General features: G+C 59.4%; 14 protein-coding genes. 7 read left to right on the plus strand and 7 right to left on the minus strand.

What is annotated here, in order from left to right; translation table 11 throughout:
• Genes RAE21_RS16450 through RAE21_RS16470 form a run of 5 tightly spaced genes read right to left on the minus strand, consistent with a single transcriptional unit; the run spans window position 1 to window position 6,418 of the window.
• Window positions 1–1,101, minus strand: coding sequence for an ABC transporter ATP-binding protein (locus tag RAE21_RS16450; RefSeq protein WP_313882285.1), 1,101 nt, complete (start codon window positions 1,099–1,101; stop codon window positions 1–3).
• 26 nt (window positions 1,102–1,127) lie between these two features.
• The gene (locus RAE21_RS16455) at window positions 1,128–3,374 is read right to left on the minus strand and encodes a glycoside hydrolase family 2 protein (RefSeq protein ID WP_313882286.1); all 2,247 of its coding nucleotides are present in this window, start codon (window positions 3,372–3,374) and stop codon (window positions 1,128–1,130) included.
• Between the two features lie 10 nt (window positions 3,375–3,384).
• Window positions 3,385–4,203: a carbohydrate ABC transporter permease gene (locus RAE21_RS16460; protein WP_313874663.1), complete on the minus strand. Its 819-nt coding sequence runs from the start codon at window positions 4,201–4,203 to the stop codon at window positions 3,385–3,387.
• Between the two features lies 1 nt (window position 4,204).
• Complete coding sequence (locus tag RAE21_RS16465; protein ID WP_313882287.1) at window positions 4,205–5,101, minus strand: carbohydrate ABC transporter permease; 897 nt, start codon at window positions 5,099–5,101, stop codon at window positions 4,205–4,207.
• 30 nt (window positions 5,102–5,131) lie between these two features.
• Window positions 5,132–6,418 (minus strand): ABC transporter substrate-binding protein, encoded by a 1,287-nt coding sequence (locus RAE21_RS16470; protein WP_313882288.1) that lies wholly within the window; start codon window positions 6,416–6,418, stop codon window positions 5,132–5,134.
• Between the two features lie 420 nt (window positions 6,419–6,838).
• Between RAE21_RS16470 and RAE21_RS16475 the strand changes: the two genes are divergently transcribed.
• Window positions 6,839–7,858: a LacI family DNA-binding transcriptional regulator gene (locus RAE21_RS16475; RefSeq protein ID WP_313882289.1), complete on the plus strand. Its 1,020-nt coding sequence runs from the start codon at window positions 6,839–6,841 to the stop codon at window positions 7,856–7,858.
• A gap of 2 nt (window positions 7,859–7,860) precedes the next feature.
• Here RAE21_RS16475 and RAE21_RS16480 read toward each other — a convergent pair whose 3' ends face one another.
• Window positions 7,861–9,330, minus strand: a complete 1,470-nt coding sequence (locus tag RAE21_RS16480) for a pyridoxal phosphate-dependent decarboxylase family protein (protein WP_313882290.1) — start codon at window positions 9,328–9,330, stop codon at window positions 7,861–7,863.
• Window positions 9,331–9,334: 4 nt separating this feature from the next.
• Window positions 9,335–9,688, minus strand: a complete 354-nt coding sequence (locus RAE21_RS16485) for a RidA family protein (RefSeq protein WP_313882291.1) — start codon at window positions 9,686–9,688, stop codon at window positions 9,335–9,337.
• 142 nt (window positions 9,689–9,830) lie between these two features.
• Between RAE21_RS16485 and hsdR the strand changes: the two genes are divergently transcribed.
• The 6 genes from hsdR (at window position 9,831) to RAE21_RS16515 (ending at window position 19,045) form a co-directional block, all read left to right on the plus strand.
• Window positions 9,831–12,356, plus strand: coding sequence for an EcoAI/FtnUII family type I restriction enzme subunit R (gene hsdR / locus RAE21_RS16490; RefSeq protein WP_313882292.1), 2,526 nt, complete (start codon window positions 9,831–9,833; stop codon window positions 12,354–12,356).
• 78 nt (window positions 12,357–12,434) lie between these two features.
• Window positions 12,435–13,613 carry an AAA family ATPase gene (locus tag RAE21_RS16495; protein WP_313882293.1) on the plus strand — a complete coding sequence of 393 codons (1,179 nt, stop codon included), beginning with the start codon at window positions 12,435–12,437 and terminating at the stop codon, window positions 13,611–13,613.
• 79 nt (window positions 13,614–13,692) lie between these two features.
• Entirely contained in the window at window positions 13,693–15,162 is a 1,470-nt protein-coding gene (locus RAE21_RS16500; RefSeq protein WP_313882294.1) for a type I restriction-modification system subunit M, read from the plus strand.
• Between the two features lie 8 nt (window positions 15,163–15,170).
• Complete coding sequence (locus tag RAE21_RS16505; RefSeq protein ID WP_313882295.1) at window positions 15,171–16,817, plus strand: restriction endonuclease subunit S; 1,647 nt, start codon at window positions 15,171–15,173, stop codon at window positions 16,815–16,817.
• Window positions 16,814–17,911, plus strand: coding sequence for an SIR2 family protein (locus tag RAE21_RS16510; protein ID WP_313882296.1), 1,098 nt, complete (start codon window positions 16,814–16,816; stop codon window positions 17,909–17,911). Before RAE21_RS16505 ends, RAE21_RS16510 begins: the two co-directional genes overlap by 4 nt.
• A gap of 192 nt (window positions 17,912–18,103) precedes the next feature.
• Window positions 18,104–19,045: an Abi family protein gene (locus RAE21_RS16515; protein WP_313882297.1), complete on the plus strand. Its 942-nt coding sequence runs from the start codon at window positions 18,104–18,106 to the stop codon at window positions 19,043–19,045.
• Window positions 19,046–19,124: the final 79 nt, after the last annotated feature.

The following is a 19,124-nucleotide window of genomic DNA, read 5'->3' on the forward strand; positions in this document are numbered from 1 at the left end:
TCAGTGCGCGTAAATGCGCTGGCCGTCTTTGTGGAACAGCAGGGCTTTGCCGGCGTCAAACCGGGCTTCCAGAGCCTGGCCCGAGCGCAGGCTGCGGCCGTGTTTGCTTTCAATGACCACCATGGCGTCGCCGCTGGAGCGGGCGTACATAAAGGTTTCGCCGCCCAGGTGCTCCAGCATGTCGATGGTGACGGGCAAGACCGCGTCGCCGTCGTCTTGAAAGTGCTCAGGACGCACGCCCACTGACACCTCGGTACCCACGGCCGGCACAGCGCCGGCAAAGGGCAGGTTCACTACGGTGTCGTCAAAACCCTTGAGGGTGACTTCGCAGTAGTTGGTGCCATTGAAACGCGGCTGGCCGGTTACGGTGCCTTCCAGAAAGTTCATGCGCGGCGAGCCGATGAAGCCGGCCACAAAGGTGTTGGCCGGGTTGTCATACAGCTCCAGCGGTGCGCCCACTTGCTCGACCACACCGGCGCGCAGCACCACGATTTTGTCGGCCAGGGTCATGGCCTCTACTTGGTCGTGCGTCACGTAGATGATGGTGCTGCCCAACTCGCGGTGCAGGCGCGCAATTTCGATGCGCATGTGCACGCGCAGTTCGGCGTCGAGGTTGGAGAGCGGCTCGTCAAACAAGAAAACCTGCGGGTCGCGCACGATGGCACGGCCGATGGCCACGCGCTGGCGTTGCCCGCCCGACAGGGCCTTGGGCTTGCGGTCCATCAGCGGCTCCAGGCCCAGAATCTTGGCGGCGGAGTCCACCTTGCTCTTGACCACGTCTTTGGCCACACCGGCGTGCTTGAGGGCAAAGCCCATGTTTTCGCGCACCGTCATGTGGGGGTAGAGCGCGTAGCTCTGGAACACCATGGCAATGCCGCGCTTGGACGGGTCCACATGGTTCATGACCTGGTCGCCGATGCGCAGCTCGCCGCTGGTGATGTCTTCCAGGCCCGAGATGGCGCGCAACAGTGTGGACTTGCCGCAGCCCGAGGGGCCCACGAACACCACGAACTCGCCGTGTTTGATGTCGAGGTCCACGCCCCGGATGATGTCGATCTCGCCGAATGATTTGCGGACCTGGGTGAGTTTGACGTCTGCCATGTTCTATTCCTCGTCGACTCAGTAATTTACGCAGCTTGCAGCGTCACGCGCTGCTCGCCCATGCGGCGGGTGGATACGCACAAGCTGATGTCACCCACCGCGCCGGTGGTTTCCAGCCAGAAGCCGGTAGTGCCGCCCTTGAGTGTGAGCAAATCGGGGCCCAGCAGCTTAGCTGCGCCGGTGACTTCCACATGCACCACGTCGTCCATAAACGGCAGCAGGCGGCCCGCTTGGTCCAGCGCGCGCACGATGACGCGGGTGGCGTCCTTCTCGTGGGCGTGCAATTGCGTGTCGTCCACTTCCACTTGCAGGGTTGTGGGCACTGGGTTGCCCGAGAGCTTGACGGTGGAAACCGCTTTGCCGTCGATGTATCCCGTTACCGTGGCATCGCGCCACAGCATGCCCCAGGCGCCGAGGTCGTTCATGTTGACGTGGCGGCTGTCAAAAACAACCGGTGCATGTGGCAGGTGGGGGTACAGCGCGCGGTCAGGCTCGGCGCGTTTGGGCGCAAAGTCGCCTACTTGCAGTTCCACGTAGTCGCAGTTGGTGAGCACGATCAGGGGCAGTACTTCGCAGCGGTCTTTCTCGCCACGGGCCCAGTAGGTCACGGGTTGCAGCACCACTTGCTCTGCAGGGCTGCACTGGCTGGTGTAGCCCCAAGCGGCGAACTTGGGTTCGCGGAAGATGTCCATCACGCCGTGGTGGCAGATGCGGTCGCCCGCGCCGAAGTCTTTGTGGGTGTTGTAGTCAAACATGCACCAGCCGATAGCGCCGCTGATGACCGGGTTTTCATACGCCTTGTTCAGCACATCCAGATGCCGGCGCACATGCTCGGCCTGGCGGTCTTCGGGGTCGATGCGCTTGGTGGGGTACATGTGGCCGTTGAACTCGGTCACCAGGTACGGCACCTCGTGGGCCAGGCCTGTCACTTGGCGGGGCTGGCGCAGCGGGGTGGGGGCAATGCCCTTCATCCACTCCGGGGGGGCCACGTGGCAAAAGTCGTTCACGGTGTACACGTCTTCCAGCAGCTCGCTGTTCTCGATGTAGCGCACGCCACCGGTCTGGCGGGTGCTGTCCAGGCTGCGGGCCATCGCGTTGGTGCGTGTGTAGAAGTCGTGGTTGTCCTGCGACTCGTTGATGCGCACGCCCCAGATGATGATGGAGGGGTGGTTCCAGTCGCGCTCGACCATGCGGCGCACGTTCTCCACTGACTCGTCCTGCCAAGCCTGGCCACCGATGTGCTGCCAGCCGGGGATTTCTTCAAATACCAGCAGGCCGATCTCGTCGCAGCGGTCCAAAAAGTAGGTGGACTGCGGGTAGTGCGAGGTGCGAACCAGGTTGCACTTGAGCACGTCTTTCATGACGTCGGCATCTTTGGCCTGGGCGCGCTGGCCCATGGCGTAGCCCACGTAGGGGTAGCTCTGGTGGCGGTTGAGGCCGCGGATTTTGAGCGGCTTGCCATTGAGGAAAAAGCCCTCGGTGGTGAAGCGCGCGGTGCGGAAGCCGAAGCGGGTGCTGTGCTGGTCGCTGCCGGCGCTGGTGTTCAGCGTGACGCGGGCGACATACAGCACCGGGCTGTCCAGCTCCCACAGCGAGAGGCCTGCCAGTGACTCCAACGAGGCGCTGAACTCCGCGCCAGACACGTCTACGGTTTGCTGGTGCAGCACGGCGCCATCCACAGTGCACAGCTCCACCAGCGCGGTGCCGGTGAAGGCCGCTTGCGTGGGGTTGGCCAGAAAGCCTTTGACGGTGACGCCCTTGGCGTCGCTCAGTTCGTTAGCGGTTTCGACCTTGAGGTTGGTAATCGACACCGCGTCGGTCACTTGCAGCCACACGTCGCGGTAAATGCCGGCGTAGGTCAGGTAGTCGATCTGGCCGCCGAAGGGGGGAATCTCGGGGTTCTCGCTGCCGTCCACCTTCACAGTGATGAGGTTGTCGCTTTCTTTCAGCAAACCGGTGAGGCGGGCGCTGAACGGGGTGTAGCCGTCTTTGTGCGCAGCTACTTGCTGGCCGTTGACCCAGACCACGCTGTTGGCCATGGCGCCGTCAAAGCGCAGGGCTACTTCGCGGCCGGCAAATGCGGGCTGCCAGGCCAAGGTGTACTGGTAGGCAAATTCCTTTTGAAAGCAGCGCTCGTCGAAGTAGGTCATGTCCATGTCGACGGCGTTGTGCGGCAGGCGCACGGCCTCGCCGGCAGCGGCCTTGGCGACGAGTTCAGACGAAAAAGAGGTGTGAAAGGTCCAGCCCGAGACGAGCTTGGTAACGGTGCGCATGTGAAAAACCTTATTTGACGGAGCCCAGCATGCCCTGTACGAACTGCCGTTGCATTGCGAAAAAGACGACCAGGGTGGGCAAGGTGGCCAGCATGGCCGCCAGCATGATCACGCCGAAGTCAGGGAAGTAAGCCGAGCCCAGCGAGGACAACACCAAAGTAATGGTTTTGAGCTCGGGGGACTGCAGCACGATGAGGGGCCAGAGGAAGTTGTTCCACGCCGCCATGAACACGATGATGAAGGCCGCCGCGTACGTGGAGCGCATGACCGGCACATACACAAACAGGAAGATCTGCCACTCTTTGAGGCCGTCCAGACGCGCGGCTTCGCGAAGCTCTGGCGGGAAGGCTTTGGTGCTCTGGCGGAAGTAAAAGATGATGTAGGCCGAGGCCAGCGCCGGCAGGATGACGGCGAGGTGCGTGTCCAGCAAGTCAAACTGCGCCATCAGGATGAACAGCGGGATCATCAACGCGGCAAACGGCACCATCAGCGTGAGCAGCATGCCGTTGTAAAGGCGTTCGCGGGCTTTGGAGCTGAACACTTCAAAGCCGTAGCCCGCCAGGGACGAAATGAGCAGCGTGAAGAAGCCGCCGATGATGGCGATCTTTCCGGAGTTCCAGAAGACCTGGGCCACGTCGAAACTCTTGTTGAGTTTTTCGAAGTTCTCCAGCAGCGCGCTGCCGAAGGTGAACTTGCCCTTGGTCACATCCACCGACGCGTTGGTGGAGCTGATGACCATCCAGGCGAAGGGGAACAAGGAGACAAAGGCCATCACCCCCAGAAAGAGGTAGACGCCGGCCATGCGGAATTTTTCAGCCCAGTTGGTCATGTCAGTTGCGCTCCCGGGCGGCATAAAACTGGATGGCGGCCAGTGCGGCGACCAGCAACACGATGACGTAAGACACCGTGGCGGCATAGCCGAAGTTGGGCACAAACTTGAATGACAGGTTGTAGATGTACATGGACAGTGTGAGCGTGTTGTCGGAGAACACGGTGCCCACGGTGGTGATGTTCATGGGTTCATCAAACAACTGCAGGGTGCCGATGGTGGAGGTCACCGTGGTGAACAGAATCACCGGCTTCAGATTCGGGATAGTGATGGAGACAAACCGGCGGTAGGCCGAGATGCCATCAATGCGCGCAGCCTCGTAGATCGACTTGTCGATGTTCTGCATGGCCGCGAGATAGAAGATCATGTTGTAGCCGGTCCAGCGCCAAGTGATGGCGATGATGATGACCACCTTGGACCAGAACGGGTCGTTGAGCCAGGGAATAGGCTCAGCGATGAGGCCCAGCCACGCCAGCGCGTGGTTGACCAGGCCGTCATACGAAAACATGCTCTTGAACACCACCGAGTACGCCACCAGCGAGGTCACGCAAGGCAGAAAGACTGCCGTGCGCAACAGCCCGCGAAAGCGCAGGTTCGGCATGTTGAGGCAACTGGCCATGACCAGCGCCAGCAACAGCATGATGGGCACCTGAATCACCAGAAAGATGCTGGTGTTCTGCAGCGCTTTCAGGAAGACAGGGTCACTGGCCAGACGCACGATGTTGCCCACGCCTACGAACTCAACCACCGTTCCTTGTCCGGCGTGTAGAGACATCCACAGCGAGCGGACGATCGGGTAGGCCATGAAGACCCCGATCAGCCCGAGTGCAATGGAAACAAATAGCCAACCGTTGACGTCGTAAAAACGCCGGTAGCTGGTCGTAGGCTTGGACGCCATGGTGCTCCTTGGGTGCAGTGTTGCCGTGACTTACTTGATTTGCGAAGCGAGCTGGTTGTGGATGTTTTCCAGCGCCTTCTCAACCGGCAGGCCTTGGGCCAGACCCGGCAGTTGGGCTGCCACCGCAGCGTCACCTTCGGCGGTGTAGATGCCGTAGTTCACGCTAGGCACCTTGCTCATCCAGTCGCTGTATTTCTGCCATACCTTGTCGCCACCGAAGAAGGGGTCGGCTTCCGAGTAAGCCTTGCCATTGCGTGAGGCCAACAAGGAGCCCACCGCACCGCGGGATTGCAGAATGGTCTGGTAGAAGTCCACATCCTTGGCGTAGATCTGGTTCAGGAAGTCGGCAGCGGCGGCTTTTTCTTTGCCAGCAGCCAGCACATACCAGCTGGATCCGCCCAGGTTGGATGCGTTGGTGGAGCCCGGCACGTTCAGGCGGGGTGTGGCAGCCACAGCCCATTTGCCGGACTGGCTGGCTTCAGCCTTCACGGAGCCGGTGATCCACACGCCGGTAATCACGGAGGCCACGTCACCCTTGTTCAGCGCGCCGACCCACTCGCCCCAACCGGAGGTGGGCTTGTAGACGCCGGTCTTCATGAACTTGACCTGGGTTTCCAGCGCGGCCTTCAGGGCGGGGTTGTTCTTGATGTCGAGCTTGCCGTCTTTGTCAAAGTACCAGCGGCCTGCGGACTGCATCATGATGCGGATGCTGGCGATGTCTTGCGGGTCCATGGCGAACATCTTCTTGCCGGTCTTGGCTTCGACTTGCTTGCCGATTTCCAGGTAACGGTCCCAGGTGATGTTCTGCATGTCCTTGTCGGTGAAGCCGGCCTGCTTGATCAGGTCGCTGCGGTAGTACATGCCGGTGGTGCCGGTGTCAAAAGGCAAGCCGTAGACCTTGCCGCCCATGGTCATCAGGTTGACCTTGTAGTTGGCAAACGCCTTGTGGTCCACCTTGCCGGACAGGGATTCAAACGCGCCGGGGAAAGAGCGCAGGTACTTGGGGGCGTTGTAGTCTTCGACCAGCACGATGTCGGGCAGGTTCTTGGTCACGCCGGAGGCCAGGGTGGTTTGCAGTTTTTGCTCCACATCGGCCTTGGCCATGTCCACGATCTTGAAAGTCACGCCGGGGTTCTTGGCGGTGTAACGCTTGGCCGCCTCTTGCATGATGGCGATGTTGAAGTTCGGGTCCCATGCCCAAATGGTGACTTCGCCGGCGTTGGCGGCGTGGCTGGCCATCAGGCCGGTGGTGCCCAGGGCCAGGCCCATCATGGCGGCTGCGGTGCTGCGGATCGTGAAGCGTTTGGCGAAATTCATAGTCTGTCTTCCTGTTGATATGGGGTCAGGCGCGTGGTGCAAGGGGTGCACCGTAGCACGCGTTTCTGTTGTCTCCAGAGTCCTGAGCCTGCCTTGTGAAAGGGGCGGGCCTGGCTCTGCCTTTGTGAATGAAACCAGAGTGTGTTGGGGTTGAATCCTGGTACCGGCTGGCGTCCTTTCGTAAATTTAAGCGGTTAAATTTCTGACTGAAACACATGCCGATATTCGCACCGCCACCGGTCCGGCAGGGCTTGCAGACCCGCCGGGGAGACATCCGTTAAATAGAAATTTAAGCGGTTAAATCCGACAATTTTTGTAGTATACCTATGGGTATTGCAGAAAAAACGCTGGACTAGGGTATGTCCTAGGATTCAAAAAAACGTATCGAACGATGCCAATTCACATGAAAACCTTGCCTTTATGGCCACATTGAGCGAAGTCGCCCGTCTGGCCGGGGTCACCACGGCCACCGTGTCCAATGTGCTGCGCAACACCCAGAAGGTGAAGCCCGCCACGGTGCAAAAAGTGCAAGACGCAATTGCCGCGACCGGTTACCGCCCCAACCTGATGGCGCGTGCATTGGCCGAGGGCAAGTCGTCGATGGTGGCGCTGGTGCTGCCCGATATCAACAACCCCTTCTACCCCGAGTTCGTGCGGGTGGCCGAGCGGGTGGCGCGCCACCGCAACTACTTTTTGATGGTGTGTAACACCGACGAACGGCCCGACATCGGCCGCGCCTATCTGCACCAGATCGCCGGCACCTTGGCTGACGGCGTGCTGGTGCTGCACACCGGTATCAGTGCGGACGACATCAATGAGCTCAAAACCCGCCGCTCGCCCATCGTGCTGGCGTCGGAAGAGCATGTGGACCTGGCCGACCGTATTCCGCACGTGGTGGTGAACTTTCACCGCGCGGGTGAAATTGCAGGCCAGCACCTATTGGCGTTGGGTCACACGCGCATTGGCGCCATTGTGGGTTGCGGCCTCGAGGGTATGCAGCTCGGGCGCCTGAATGGGTTCAAGGGTGCACTGGCTTCTGCCGGCATCACCGTGGACGATGCGCTGGTGCGCAATGTCAGCGATACCGTGGCCGGGGGCCATGAGGCCACCGACTCACTGCTGGAGCAGCACCCCGACCTGACCGCCATTTTTTGCACCAACGACCTGATGGCCTATGGCGCGAGCCAAGCGCTGGCAGACCGCAACATCCGGATTCCGCAAGACATCTCGCTGATCGGCATTACCGACATCCAACTCGCACGCGACATGCGCCCCGCCCTCACTACGGTCGCGCTGGGCATCGAGCAGGTGGCGACCATGTCGATCAACCTGTTGCTGGACCTGATTGAAAACCCGCAGCACGAACCGACCATCATGCATGTGCCTGACCCGGTGCTGGTGGTGCGCGCTTCGACCGGGCCGGTACGCAGCGCGCCTTAAAGCTAAGCGCTGGCCAGTCGCTGCTGAGTTGCCGCTAGCACGGCGTCCAGCAGCATCTGCACATCTTCCTGCCGGGTGCGGTGGTTCACCAGTGCCACGCGGATGGCCAGCACCCCACCAATGCGCGTGGTAGATGGCACCGCGATGCCGGACTCCTGCACATCGGCCACGATGTCGGCGTTCAGCGCGTCCAGGTCCACCCCCTGGGCCTTCACCCGAAAACACACCACATTGAGCGTCACGGGTGCCAGCCGCTCTAACTGCGGCTCAGCGTCCACACAACGGGCCAGGTGCTGCGCCAGGCTGCAGTTGTGGGCCACTACCTGCCCCAGTTTGGCTGCGCCATAGGTTTTGAGTGTCATCCAGACCTTGAGCGCCCGGAAACCGCGCGACAGGTCGGGCCCGAAGTCGGTGGGCCACGGCTGGTTGCCCGCCATACCGCGCACGCTGCGTTGCAGATAGGCCGGTTGGCTGGCAAAGGTGGCAGCGTGCAGCGCGGCATCGCGCACCACAATGCAGCCCGCGTCGTAAGGCACTTGCGCCCATTTATGAAAATCAAAGGCCACCGAGTCCGCTTCGCTCAGGCCCTGCAACAGCGGGCGCTGTGCAGGCGAAAGCATGGCCAGCGCACCGTAGGCGGCGTCCACATGAAACCACAGGCCTTGTGTGCGCGCCAGTGCGGCCAGGGCCGACAAGTCGTCTACCGAGCCGGTATCCACCGTGCCCGCGCAGCCCACCACCATAAAAGGCTGCAGGCCTGCTGCCGTGTCTTGCGCAATGGCGGCTTGCAGGGCGTGCAGGTCGATGCGGTGGTGGGCGTCCACACCGATCAGGCGCAGCGCATCGCTACCCAGGCCGGCCATGTCCATGGCGCGGGCCACACAGTTGTGGGCTTCGACCGAGGTGTAGGCCACCAGCCGGCGGCCCTGCAGTCCGGTCCGCCGCACGTCGGTGCCTAGCGCCCGCGTGCGCGCCACCAGCACGGCAATCAGATTGGCCATGGAGGTGCCGGTGACCAGCACACCGCTGGCATCCTGCGGGAAACCCAGCATCTCTGCCGCCCAGCGGATCACCTGGCGCTCTACCTCAATCGGTGCGTGGTCGCGCCCGCCGAGGTTGGGGTTGGTAGCGGCAGCCAGCAGTTCGGCCAACATGCCCACCGGGTTGCCCCCGCCCTGCACCCAGCCCATGAAGCGGGGGTGGCTGTTGCCGCTGCCGTAAGGCTGCACCAGAGTTTGAAAGTCTTGGTACACCGCATCCAGGTCGCCGGGCTCTGTAGGTAGGGCACCGCCGCGCAGTGCCTGGCGAGCCTCTGGTGGCATGGGCTGCCACACGGGGGTTTCGCGCAGGCCGGCCAACATGTCGACCATGTCGTCGAGCATCCGGTGGCCCATCTGCCGCACCGAATTCCAGTCGGTCGGGTCCAGGCTATCGGCGGAGGCTTGGAAGGGGGGCTGAGTTGTCGCCGTCACAAGCTCAAGCCACCGCGGCGGTGAAGGCAATTTCCAGCAGGTAGTCCGGACTGGCCATCTCGGCGCTGACACATACGCGGGCCGGTGCGCAGCCTTCGGGCAACCAGGCTTGCCACGCGGCGTTAAAGGCGGCGCGGTCAGCCATGTGTTTGAGGTAAATGGTGGCAATCAACAGGCGGCTTTTGTTACTGCCGGCCAGCGCCAGCGTGCGTTCTGCCTGGGCAAACACCGCCTGCGATTGGCTGGTGATGTCGGTGCCGCTCTCAGGCACTTCTACAAAATACGCGGTGCCGTTGTGCACCACTGCGTCCGACCATTGGGCGGCGGGGTTGATGCGTTGGATCGCGGAGCTGTTCATGGTGTGTATCTGTGCTAGTGAAATTGGGTGCGGCGGATACTACTAGAACCCCGCCGCAACCAAGCCCAATGGCAGAATGCGCCGTAGCCCCCGCAACGCAGATTGCGCGGTACTAAAAGCAAGGCAGGGAGCCCGCAAAAGCATGGATAAACACGCGCTATCCGAGAGCGACATCAGCGACAAATACGTTCGCCCTGCCATGGTGCAAGCCGGCTGGCACACACTGGACCAGATTTACGCCCAGTTCCCCCTGCGCGCAGGCCGTGTCGTGGTGCGGGGCAACAAGTCCCACCGCGACAAAGACACGGTCCTCAAAGCCGATTTCGTCTTATTCCTCAAGCCCAATATCCCGCTGGCGGTGGTTGAGGTCAAGAAGGCGCGCCTCTCGCCCCAAGCGGGCATGCAGCAAGCGCTGAACTACGCCACGCTTTTAGATGTGCCTTTCAGCTTTGCCAGCAATGGCGACAGCTTCATCTTCCGCGACGCCACGCTGGCCACCGGCGTGCTGGAGCAAGCCCTTACGCTGGACCAGTTCCCAACCCCGCATGAGCTGTGGGCGCGCTACTGCACCTGGAAAGGTTGGAGCGCTGAAGTGCAAAGCGTGGCTGCCTATGACTACGCGCCGGACCCGAGTGGCAAAAAAGTGCCGCGCTACTACCAGCTCAACGCCATCAACCGCACGGTAGAAGCCATTGCCGCCGGACAAAACCGCGTGCTACTCGTCATGGCCACCGGCACCGGCAAAACCTACACCGCCTTCCAAATCATCCACCGGCTGTGGAAGTCCAGCTGGCGCGCTAACAAACCCCTTGGCCAAAAGCGCATCCTGTTTCTGGCGGACCGCAACATCCTCATTGACCAAACCATGGTCAACGACTTCCGCCCCTTCAAGGGCGCCATGGCCAAGCTCAGCGCTAATGCGAAGGGCGTGGAACGCGTCAACGCCCAAGGCCAGATTGAGGTGGATGACGTAGACCTCGCGGTGGACAAAACTACCAAGGCCGTCAACAAAAGCTATGAGATATACCTCTCGCTCTACCAGGCAGTGACAGGCACCGAAGAAGAGCAAAACATCTACAAGCAGTTCAGCCCCGACTTCTTCGACCTCATCGTGGTGGACGAGTGCCACCGTGGCAGCGCTAATGAAGACTCCGCTTGGCGCGACATCCTCACCTACTTTGTCAGCGCCACCCATGTGGGGCTGACCGCCACACCCAAAGAAACCAAAGACACGTCCAACATCGCCTACTTCGGCGAACCCATCTACACCTACAGCCTCAAGCAAGGCATTGAAGACGGCTTTCTGGCGCCCTACAAAGTCATCCGGGTGGACCTGGACAAAGACACCTTCGGCTGGCGCCCCACCGCAGGCATGACTGACAACAAGGGCCAGCTCATCGAAGACCGCGTCTACACCGGCCGCGACATGAACCGCAAGCTGGTCATGGAGCCGCGCGACGCGGTGGTGGCCGAGCGCATCACCGCCTACCTGCGCGCCGCCGACCGCATGGCCAAAACCATCGTGTTTTGTGAAGACATAGACCACGCCGCCCGCATGCGCCAGGCGATCAGCAACGCCAATGCCGACATCTGCGCCACCCAACCCAACTACGTGGTGCAAATCACGGGTGATAACTTGGAGGGCAAGCGCGAGCTGGACAACTTCATCGACCCCGAGAAATCCTACCCGGTCATTGCCACCACCTCCAAACTCATGAGCACGGGGGTTGACGCGCAAACCTGCAAGCTCATCGTGCTGGACCAGAACATCAAGTCCATGACGCTGTTCAAGCAAATCATTGGCCGCGGCACCCGCCTGCGCGAAGATCTGGGCAAAAGCTGGTTCACCATCCTCGACTTCAAGCGCGCCACCGACAACTTTGCCGACCCCGCCTTTGACGGCGAGCCTGTGCAAATCTACGAACCCAAAGGCAGCGACCCCATCGCGCCACCGGACACGCCGCCTGAACCGTTAGCCCCCGCTAACCCTGGCCTGCCCGGAATTGATGGCACGCAAGGCCCCCAAGATCCACTGGATCCCCTCGGTCCCTTCGGCGGCGCAGGCGGCACGCCGCCCATCAAATACGTGCTCGGCAACCAGGTCACCGTCGCGGTGGCCCGCGAGCGGGTGCAGTACCTCAACGCCCAGGGCAAGCTCATCACCGAGAGTCTGCGCGACTACACCCGCATCAACCTCACCAAGCAATACGACTCTTTGGACAAGTTCCTGCAAGCCTGGAACGACGCAGACCGCAAAGCCGCTCTGCTGGAAGAGCTGGAGTCGCGCGGTGTGCTGGTGGAGGCAATGCAAGAGGAACTCAGCGCCCAAGGACACACCGGGCTGGACCCGTTTGATGCGCTTTTGCACGTGGCCTACAACATGCCGCCCCTCACCCGGCGCGAGCGCGCCCGCAGGGTGAAGAAGCGCAATGCCAAATACAACATATTCACCCACTACGGCCCGGTGGCCCGCCAGGTCATCGACGCCCTGCTCGACAAATACGCCGACGAAGGCATTGCCACCATCGAGGCCGACACGGTCTTCAACGTACAACCCTTCACCGACATAGGCCGCCCAGCTGAAATCATCAAGAGCTTCGGCGGCCGCCCCCAGTACAAAACCGCCCTGCAGACGCTGGAGCGCGAGCTTTACGCGGCAAGCGAGTAAGTCGGTTTCGCCGGAAATTATCCAAAATTATCCAAATTCAGATAAAATATCTGAACCAAGATATTTTTGGATAAACCCATGCTTTACTACCCGCGTACGCCCTTGGCATCCAGCTTGGCCGATGCTTTGCAGGGTAAAGACGTCTTTAGCGATGCGCCCAACGGACTGTTTCTGGCAGCGCCCCGCCGCACAGGCAAATCCACCTTCCTGCAAGCCGACCTCATGCCCGAGTTGCAGCGCCGCCAGGTGGTGGTGGTGTACGTGGACCTGTGGGCGGACCAGAAGCGTGACCCCGGCAGCCTCATTGCCGAGGCGGTGGGCCAAGCTTTGCTAAAGCAGTTGGGCGTGGTGGCCAAGACTGCCAAGTTGGCGGGGCTGGACAGCATCAGCGTCGGGGGTATCAAAATCGACACCTCAAAAATCGGCAAGGTCGACGGCAGCACCCTCACCGATGCACTGCGCGCCCTGTCCGAAGCTAGCAAAGCCCCCGTCGCGCTGGTGATAGACGAGGCCCAGCATGCACTCACCAGCGAGGCGGGTGAAACCGCGATGGCGGCACTCAAGTCCGCCCGTGACCAACTCAACCGCCCCGGCGAGGTGCGGCTCATGCTGGTGATGTCAGGCTCCGATCGCGACAAGCTCCTGCGGCTGGTCAACACCAATGCGGCCCCTTTCTACGGCTCCCAAATCCACCGCATGCCCGAGCTAGGGGCTGACTTCATTGCCCACATCGCGCAACTCATAGTCCGCCAGCGTGCCGACCTTGCCCCAGTCAACGAAGCTACCTTGAGCGAAGCCTTTACGCGTTTCGGCCAGCGTCCCCAGTTTTTTATGGAGGCCCTCGGGCAGGTGCTCAGCCCTTTGGCCACCAACACCGGCAGATTTGAAGACGCCATGCTGGATAAAGCCCTGCAGAAACAAGACGCTGACGAGTCGCAGATGGAAAGCGACTTCACCGCCCTGCGTCCGCTGGAGCAAGCCGTGCTCTGGCGCATGCTGGAACTGGGCCAACGCTTTCGCCCGTATGACGCCGACGCGCTTCAGTTCTACAACGAGAAAACGGGTGAAAAAGTCACCGTGGCCAAGGCGCAAAAAGCCTTGGAAGGTTTGCGCGCCCACCAGCCCAGCCTGATCTGGAAATCCGCCCGCAGCGAATACGCGGTCGAGGACGCCGCCATGCTCCGCTGGTACACCCAGCGCGTCGCAGCGGGCTCATGGCCGCCAGCAAGTCCGCAACTTGATTGGGTAGATGAGTGAATTGCTACTAAATTCATAGCTGCTTGCGCACATTCCACGTGCGCTAGAGCCATATTTCATACCAAAACAAGAACAAACCATGTCCAACCTCTCGGCAACCATCAAATCTATCCAAGACGTCATGCGCCAGGACGCCGGCATCAACGGCGACGCCCAGCGCATCGAGCAAATGGTGTGGCTGCTCTTCCTCAAAGTGTTTGACGCGCTGGAAGAAGAGCTCGAACTCACCCGCGACAGCTACACAAGCCCCATCCCCGAGCCCCTGCGCTGGCGCAACTGGGCGGCAGACGCTGAGGGCATCACCGGCGACGGCCTGCTCAAGTTCGTGAACGACGACCTGTTTGGCGCACTCAAAAACCTAGGGGGCGACGCCCAGCGCAACCCGCGCGGCTACGTGGTGCGCAGCGTGTTTGAAGACGCCAACAACTTCATGAAAAGCGGCCACCTGCTACGCCAGGTCATCAACAAGCTCGCGGCTATCGACTTCAACCGCCAGGCCGAGCGCCACCAGTTCAACGACCTGTACGAGAAGATACTGCGCGACCTGCAAAGCGCCGGCAACGCGGGCGAGTTCTACACCCCCCGCGCCGTCACCCAGTTCATGGTGGACATGGTCAACCCCCGCTTGGGCGAAAAAGTGCTCGACCCCGCCACCGGCACCGGCGGCTTTTTGGTTTGCGCCATCGAGCACCTGCGCAAGCAAGCCCATACGCCCGAGCACGATGTCATGCTGCAAAACAGCATCACCGGCGTCGAGAAAAAGCAACTCCCCCACATGCTGTGCGTCACCAACCTCATGCTCCACGGCATCGAGGTGCCCAGCCTCATCCAGCACGGCAACACCCTGGCCCGCCCGCTGCGCGAAGTGACCCAGGCAGACCGCGTGGACGTGGTGCTCACCAACCCGCCCTTCGGTGGTGTGGAAGAGCCGGGCATCGAGCAAGGCTTTCCTGCCGACGTGCGCACCAAAGAAACAGCAGACTTGTTTCTGGTGCTCATTAAACACATCCTCAAAGCCAAAGGCCGCGCCGCGCTGGTGCTGCCCGACGGCACCCTGTTTGGCGAAGGCGTCAAGACGCGCATCAAAGAGCAACTGCTGGCCGAGTGCAACCTGCACACCATCGTGCGCCTGCCCAACGGTGTGTTTGCGCCCTACACCGGCATCAAGACCAACCTGCTGTTCTTCACCAAAGGCACGCCCACCAAGGAAGTTTGGTACTACGAGCACCCGTACCCCACGGGCGTGAAGAACTACAACAAAACCAAGCCCATCCGCATCGAAGAGTTCGACGCCGAGAAAGCCTGGTGGGGCACCGAGGCCGATGGCTTTGCCTCTAGGCAAGAAAACGAACGCGCCTGGAAGGTGAGCATCGAGCAGATCAAGGCCGCCAACTACAACCTCGACCAAAAGAACCCCCACGCCGCAGACACCGTGAGCCACGACCCTGCGCAACTGCTGGCCGACTACGCCCGCCTGCAAGGTGAGGCGCAAGCCCTGCGCGATGAGCTCAAGGGAATATTGGCCAAATCGCTCGCTAGCGCAGATTGAATAAGCGCATGCTGCTATCAAATTTGAACCTGTTGGCCACTTCTCCCGGTGGCGTGGCGCGTTTGCGCGAGCTGATTTTGACGCTGGCGGTCCAAGGCAAGCTGGTGCCTCAAGACTCAAGTGAGTTGTCTGCAGATACGTCGCGAATCACAAGTGCGGTTGAACGGTTGATCGAAGAAGGCAAGGTCCCTCGATCTCGTACTCTTGAGCGAGTCGAACTCACGGAAGATATTGACTGTCTTCCAAACGGATGGATATCAATCGTCGGATCAAATGTTTTTGTTCCTCGTAGTGGCAATTCCAAGTTGATCAAGGGAAAGCTGTTTTCTGAGCCTGCAGATCATCTGTTTCCGGGTTTTTCAGCATCAGGGCAGGATGTATGGCTGGCAGATTTTGAATATGAGGGAACAGCACTTGTGCTTTCGGCAGTTGGTGCTCGATGTGGCAAAGCGTTTCTAGCGACGGGAAAATGGAGCTCAATTGCAAACACGCACATCATCTGGCCGGTGTTAGACGTGGTCATGCCGGAATATGCGATGCTGCTGTTAAACAATGAAAGTTATTGGATTAGGAGTGGTGGAGCGCAGCCCTTCGTGAAGGTTACTGAGACGCTGCAGAGAGCAGTTTGTTTACCACCCCTTACTGAACAATCCCGCATCGTCACCCGCGTCGAAGAGCTCATGCACTTGTGCGACGCGCTCGAAGCCAAAGGCCAGCTCGAAGCCACTCAACACGCCCAACTCGTCAGCACCCTGCTGGCCACGCTCACTGAGAGTGAAACGCCCACGCAACTGGCTGACAACTGGCAGCGCATCGCCACCCACTTCGACTTGCTGCTAGACCGCCCCGAAGCAGTAGACGCCCTGGAGCAAAACATCCTCCAACTCGCAGTGCGCGGCCTGCTCGTCCCCCAAGATCCGCAAGACGAGCCCGCCAGCGAGCTGCTCAAGAAAATCCGCGCCGAGAAAGACAAACTCATCGCCGAGGGCAAGATTAAACGCGACAAGCTCCTGCCGTCGATTGCAGAGCATGAACAGCTGTTTATGTTGCCAACAGGGTGGGAGTGGGTGCGGTTGGGTGACGTGTCAAAGGTGATTTCTGGTTATGCCTTCAGCAGTGAAGATTTCTCTGCTGAATCTGGCATCCGAGCAATAAAGATCACAAATGCAGGGGTTGGTGAATTCCATGTGACTGATGACTATCTGCCGCCGAGCTTTGCTGAAGGCTTTAATAGTTTCAAGGCTGCGAAGCATGATTTGATTCTTGCTTTGACCCGACCATACGTTTCCGACGGTCTGAAAATTAGCAGGTGTCCGACTTCTTACGAAGGAGCTTTGATCAATCAACGTGTGGCTGCAATTAGGTGCGGCTCAAGCATCGACTGTGAGTTTGCATTTGCGTACATGCAGTTGCCGGAAGTATTGAGCATCTATCAAAATCGTTTCAATGGATCGGGCCTACAGCCAAATTTGAAAGTTTCAGACGTCACCGAGTTGGCGCTGCCGCTCCCACCGATAGCCGAACAATCCCGCATCGTCACCCGCGTAGCCCAGCTGCGCCGCCTGTGCGCCGAGCTGCGCCAGCGCCTGGCCGCCAGCCAATCCACTCAAGCTCAACTGGCCCAGGCACTCACGGATGAGGTTGCTGCAACATGAAAAACGTTGAAGCCTTTCCTGACTCAGATGAAGTAAGAGATGGCAGCATAGCGTTCGACCAGAATGAGCGTTTCAATGACATGCTCGACGATGGTGATCTTGGTGAATACGCGCTTACTCTAAAAAGACCGGATGGAACTGAGTCTCCCATTCCTTCCATTAGTCGTGCCTTGTTCTATGCGGACCGCCCTACTTATTCGGCTCTGCTTAATGAACAAAATGCATTGGAGCGAAAAAGAACACTCCGCTTAGAGGGATTCCCGACAAACGAAGCAGTTTTTGAGCGGTTACAGATGCTGGTGCGACGTCAGGCGATTGTCTTGCCATTTATCGGTGCTGGTTTTTCAGTCGCTGCTGGTTGTCCGTCTTGGAGAAGCTATGTTGTTCAGCAAGCTATCAAAGGAGGGATGGATGAAGCGACTACGAAACTTAGATTGCAAGCAGGTGAGCATGAACTCGTGATGGATGAAGTTATCGCTGCTCAAACGCTTGATGTGTTCACGCGGGAATTTCGCTCAGCATTCGAAAATCCACGCATTGATCCTTCGCGAAGTCCATCCACCGAGCTGATCGATCTCTTCGGTGGTGCAGTCATTACGACAAATTTTGATCGTGTACTGGAAAACTGCCATCAGGAGGTTCGCCGACCATTCACAGAAAAAGTAGTCGGCAATGAGGATTCATATCGATTCATAAAGGCAGCGTTTCAGGGAGAGAAGTACCTCCTCAAATTGCATGGCAATATTGACGACCAGAAGAACCGGGTTCTCACACGACAAGAGTACGATCAAAGCTACGCTAATGACCGACCCGTGCCACGGACTTTGATGCGTGTCTTTGCCAGCTTTTCTATTGTTTTCCTTGGATGTAGTTTGATTGCGGATAGGTACTTGAGTAGTCTGAAGGATGTGTTTGAGCAAAATAGAGAGTCGATGCCGGATCACTTTGCAATCCTGACGGCCCCTGATGACGAACAAGAGTTGAGAGTACGTGACCAGTTCTTGGCATCTCATGGCATCAGCCCAATTTGGTATTCCGAAGGAGACTGGGATGCGCCCGGGGAAATCCTTCAGCTATTGAAGCAGGAGCGCTAGCTAATCGTGCGTGTCTCCAATCTCGCCTGCTTGCGCCAGCTCCTGTCCGACAGCCAATCCACCCAAGCTCATCTGGCCGAGGCGCTGGTGCAAGAGGTGGCTACCTAACTTCACGCAAACGGAGTACATATGCCCTATATCAAGCCGTGGCTGAGCATGGAACAGCAGCTCGCCAAGTTGCAAAGTCGCGGCATGGTGGTGGGCGATGTGGGCAAGGCCTTGGACTATCTGGAGCGCATCGGGTACTACAGGCTGAGCGGCTATTGGTATGACTTTCGTCTTCGCACCGCCTATTGCCCGTTGGACGAAAAGACGGGCGGAAAGCCCAAAAAAGTACGCATCGATCGCCCTGTGCTGGATGACTTCAAGCCGGGAACTTCCTTTCAAAACGCGGTGGACTTGTATGTGTTTGACAAGAAGTTGCGCCTGTTGGTGTTGGATGCCCTTGAGCGGATTGAGGTCGCGCTGCGGGTCGATCTATCGCATCGTTTGGGCGAGCAGGACCAATTTGCGTACCTGAAGCCAGAACTTTTTCATGAGAGTTTTGCAACGGAGATTCAGGCAGATACCGGGCTGCCACGGCACCATGCATGGCTCGCAAAACATGCGGGGCTTATCGGTCGCTCCCGCGAGACATTTATGACCCATAACAAGGACAAATATGGCTTGCCCGTTGCCATATGGGTTGCTTGTGAGGTGTGGGATTTTGGCTGTATGTCCACCCTTTTTTCAGGGCTGAAAACTGAAGATCAAGATGCCATCGCAAATAGCTACGGTGTGGAGGATGGCCGTGTTTTCGCTAGCTGGTTGCGCAGCCTGAACTATTTGCGCAATGTATGTGCCCACCATAGCCGCTTGTGGAATCGCAACATTGTGGAGAGCCCTAAGCTACCCAAATTGGGGCAGGTGCCGTCTTTGGATGCTTTTGTGGGCGAAAGCGGCAACGTTCTAAGAACTCGCCCGTTCTTGCTGATGTGTATTTGCCAGCATCTGATGCGGGTGATCAATCCGTCGTCCAGTTGGGGCGCGCGGTTTAAGCAGCATCTCTCAACCCAATTTCCAGACCTGAGTCATGTGGGCATTACATTGATCGGAATGGGGGTCGATGAGGGCTGGGATCAGCGGGCTTGGTAAGTAATCGCCCAAAGAAAAACCCCCAAGCAGTTGGCACCGAAGTGCGTTTCTGAAGGGGGCCGTGTTGGGCGAAGTATAC

It is taken from the genome of Rhodoferax potami (assembly GCF_032193765.1).
Lineage (GTDB): Bacteria > Pseudomonadota > Gammaproteobacteria > Burkholderiales > Burkholderiaceae_C > Allorhodoferax > Allorhodoferax potami.

Excerpts from the sequence above, each read along its gene's own strand:
- RAE21_RS16510 (WP_313882296.1), top strand. The coding sequence starts at position 16,814 with ATGAAAAACGTTGAAGCCTTTCCTGACTCAGATGAAGTAAGAGATGGC.
- RAE21_RS16460 (WP_313874663.1), bottom strand. The coding sequence starts at position 4,203 with ATGACCAACTGGGCTGAAAAATTCCGCATGGCCGGCGTCTACCTCTTT.
- RAE21_RS16455 (WP_313882286.1), bottom strand. The coding sequence starts at position 3,374 with ATGCGCACCGTTACCAAGCTCGTCTCGGGCTGGACCTTTCACACCTCT.
- RAE21_RS16470 (WP_313882288.1), bottom strand. The coding sequence starts at position 6,418 with ATGAATTTCGCCAAACGCTTCACGATCCGCAGCACCGCAGCCGCCATG.
- RAE21_RS16485 (WP_313882291.1), bottom strand. The coding sequence starts at position 9,688 with ATGAACAGCTCCGCGATCCAACGCATCAACCCCGCCGCCCAATGGTCG.
- RAE21_RS16505 (WP_313882295.1), top strand. The coding sequence starts at position 15,171 with ATGCTGCTATCAAATTTGAACCTGTTGGCCACTTCTCCCGGTGGCGTG.
- hsdR (WP_313882292.1), top strand. The coding sequence starts at position 9,831 with ATGGATAAACACGCGCTATCCGAGAGCGACATCAGCGACAAATACGTT.
- RAE21_RS16475 (WP_313882289.1), top strand. The coding sequence starts at position 6,839 with ATGGCCACATTGAGCGAAGTCGCCCGTCTGGCCGGGGTCACCACGGCC.
- RAE21_RS16495 (WP_313882293.1), top strand. The coding sequence starts at position 12,435 with ATGCTTTACTACCCGCGTACGCCCTTGGCATCCAGCTTGGCCGATGCT.
- RAE21_RS16500 (WP_313882294.1), top strand. The coding sequence starts at position 13,693 with ATGTCCAACCTCTCGGCAACCATCAAATCTATCCAAGACGTCATGCGC.
- RAE21_RS16450 (WP_313882285.1), bottom strand. The coding sequence starts at position 1,101 with ATGGCAGACGTCAAACTCACCCAGGTCCGCAAATCATTCGGCGAGATC.
- RAE21_RS16515 (WP_313882297.1), top strand. The coding sequence starts at position 18,104 with ATGGTGGTGGGCGATGTGGGCAAGGCCTTGGACTATCTGGAGCGCATC.
- RAE21_RS16465 (WP_313882287.1), bottom strand. The coding sequence starts at position 5,101 with ATGGCGTCCAAGCCTACGACCAGCTACCGGCGTTTTTACGACGTCAAC.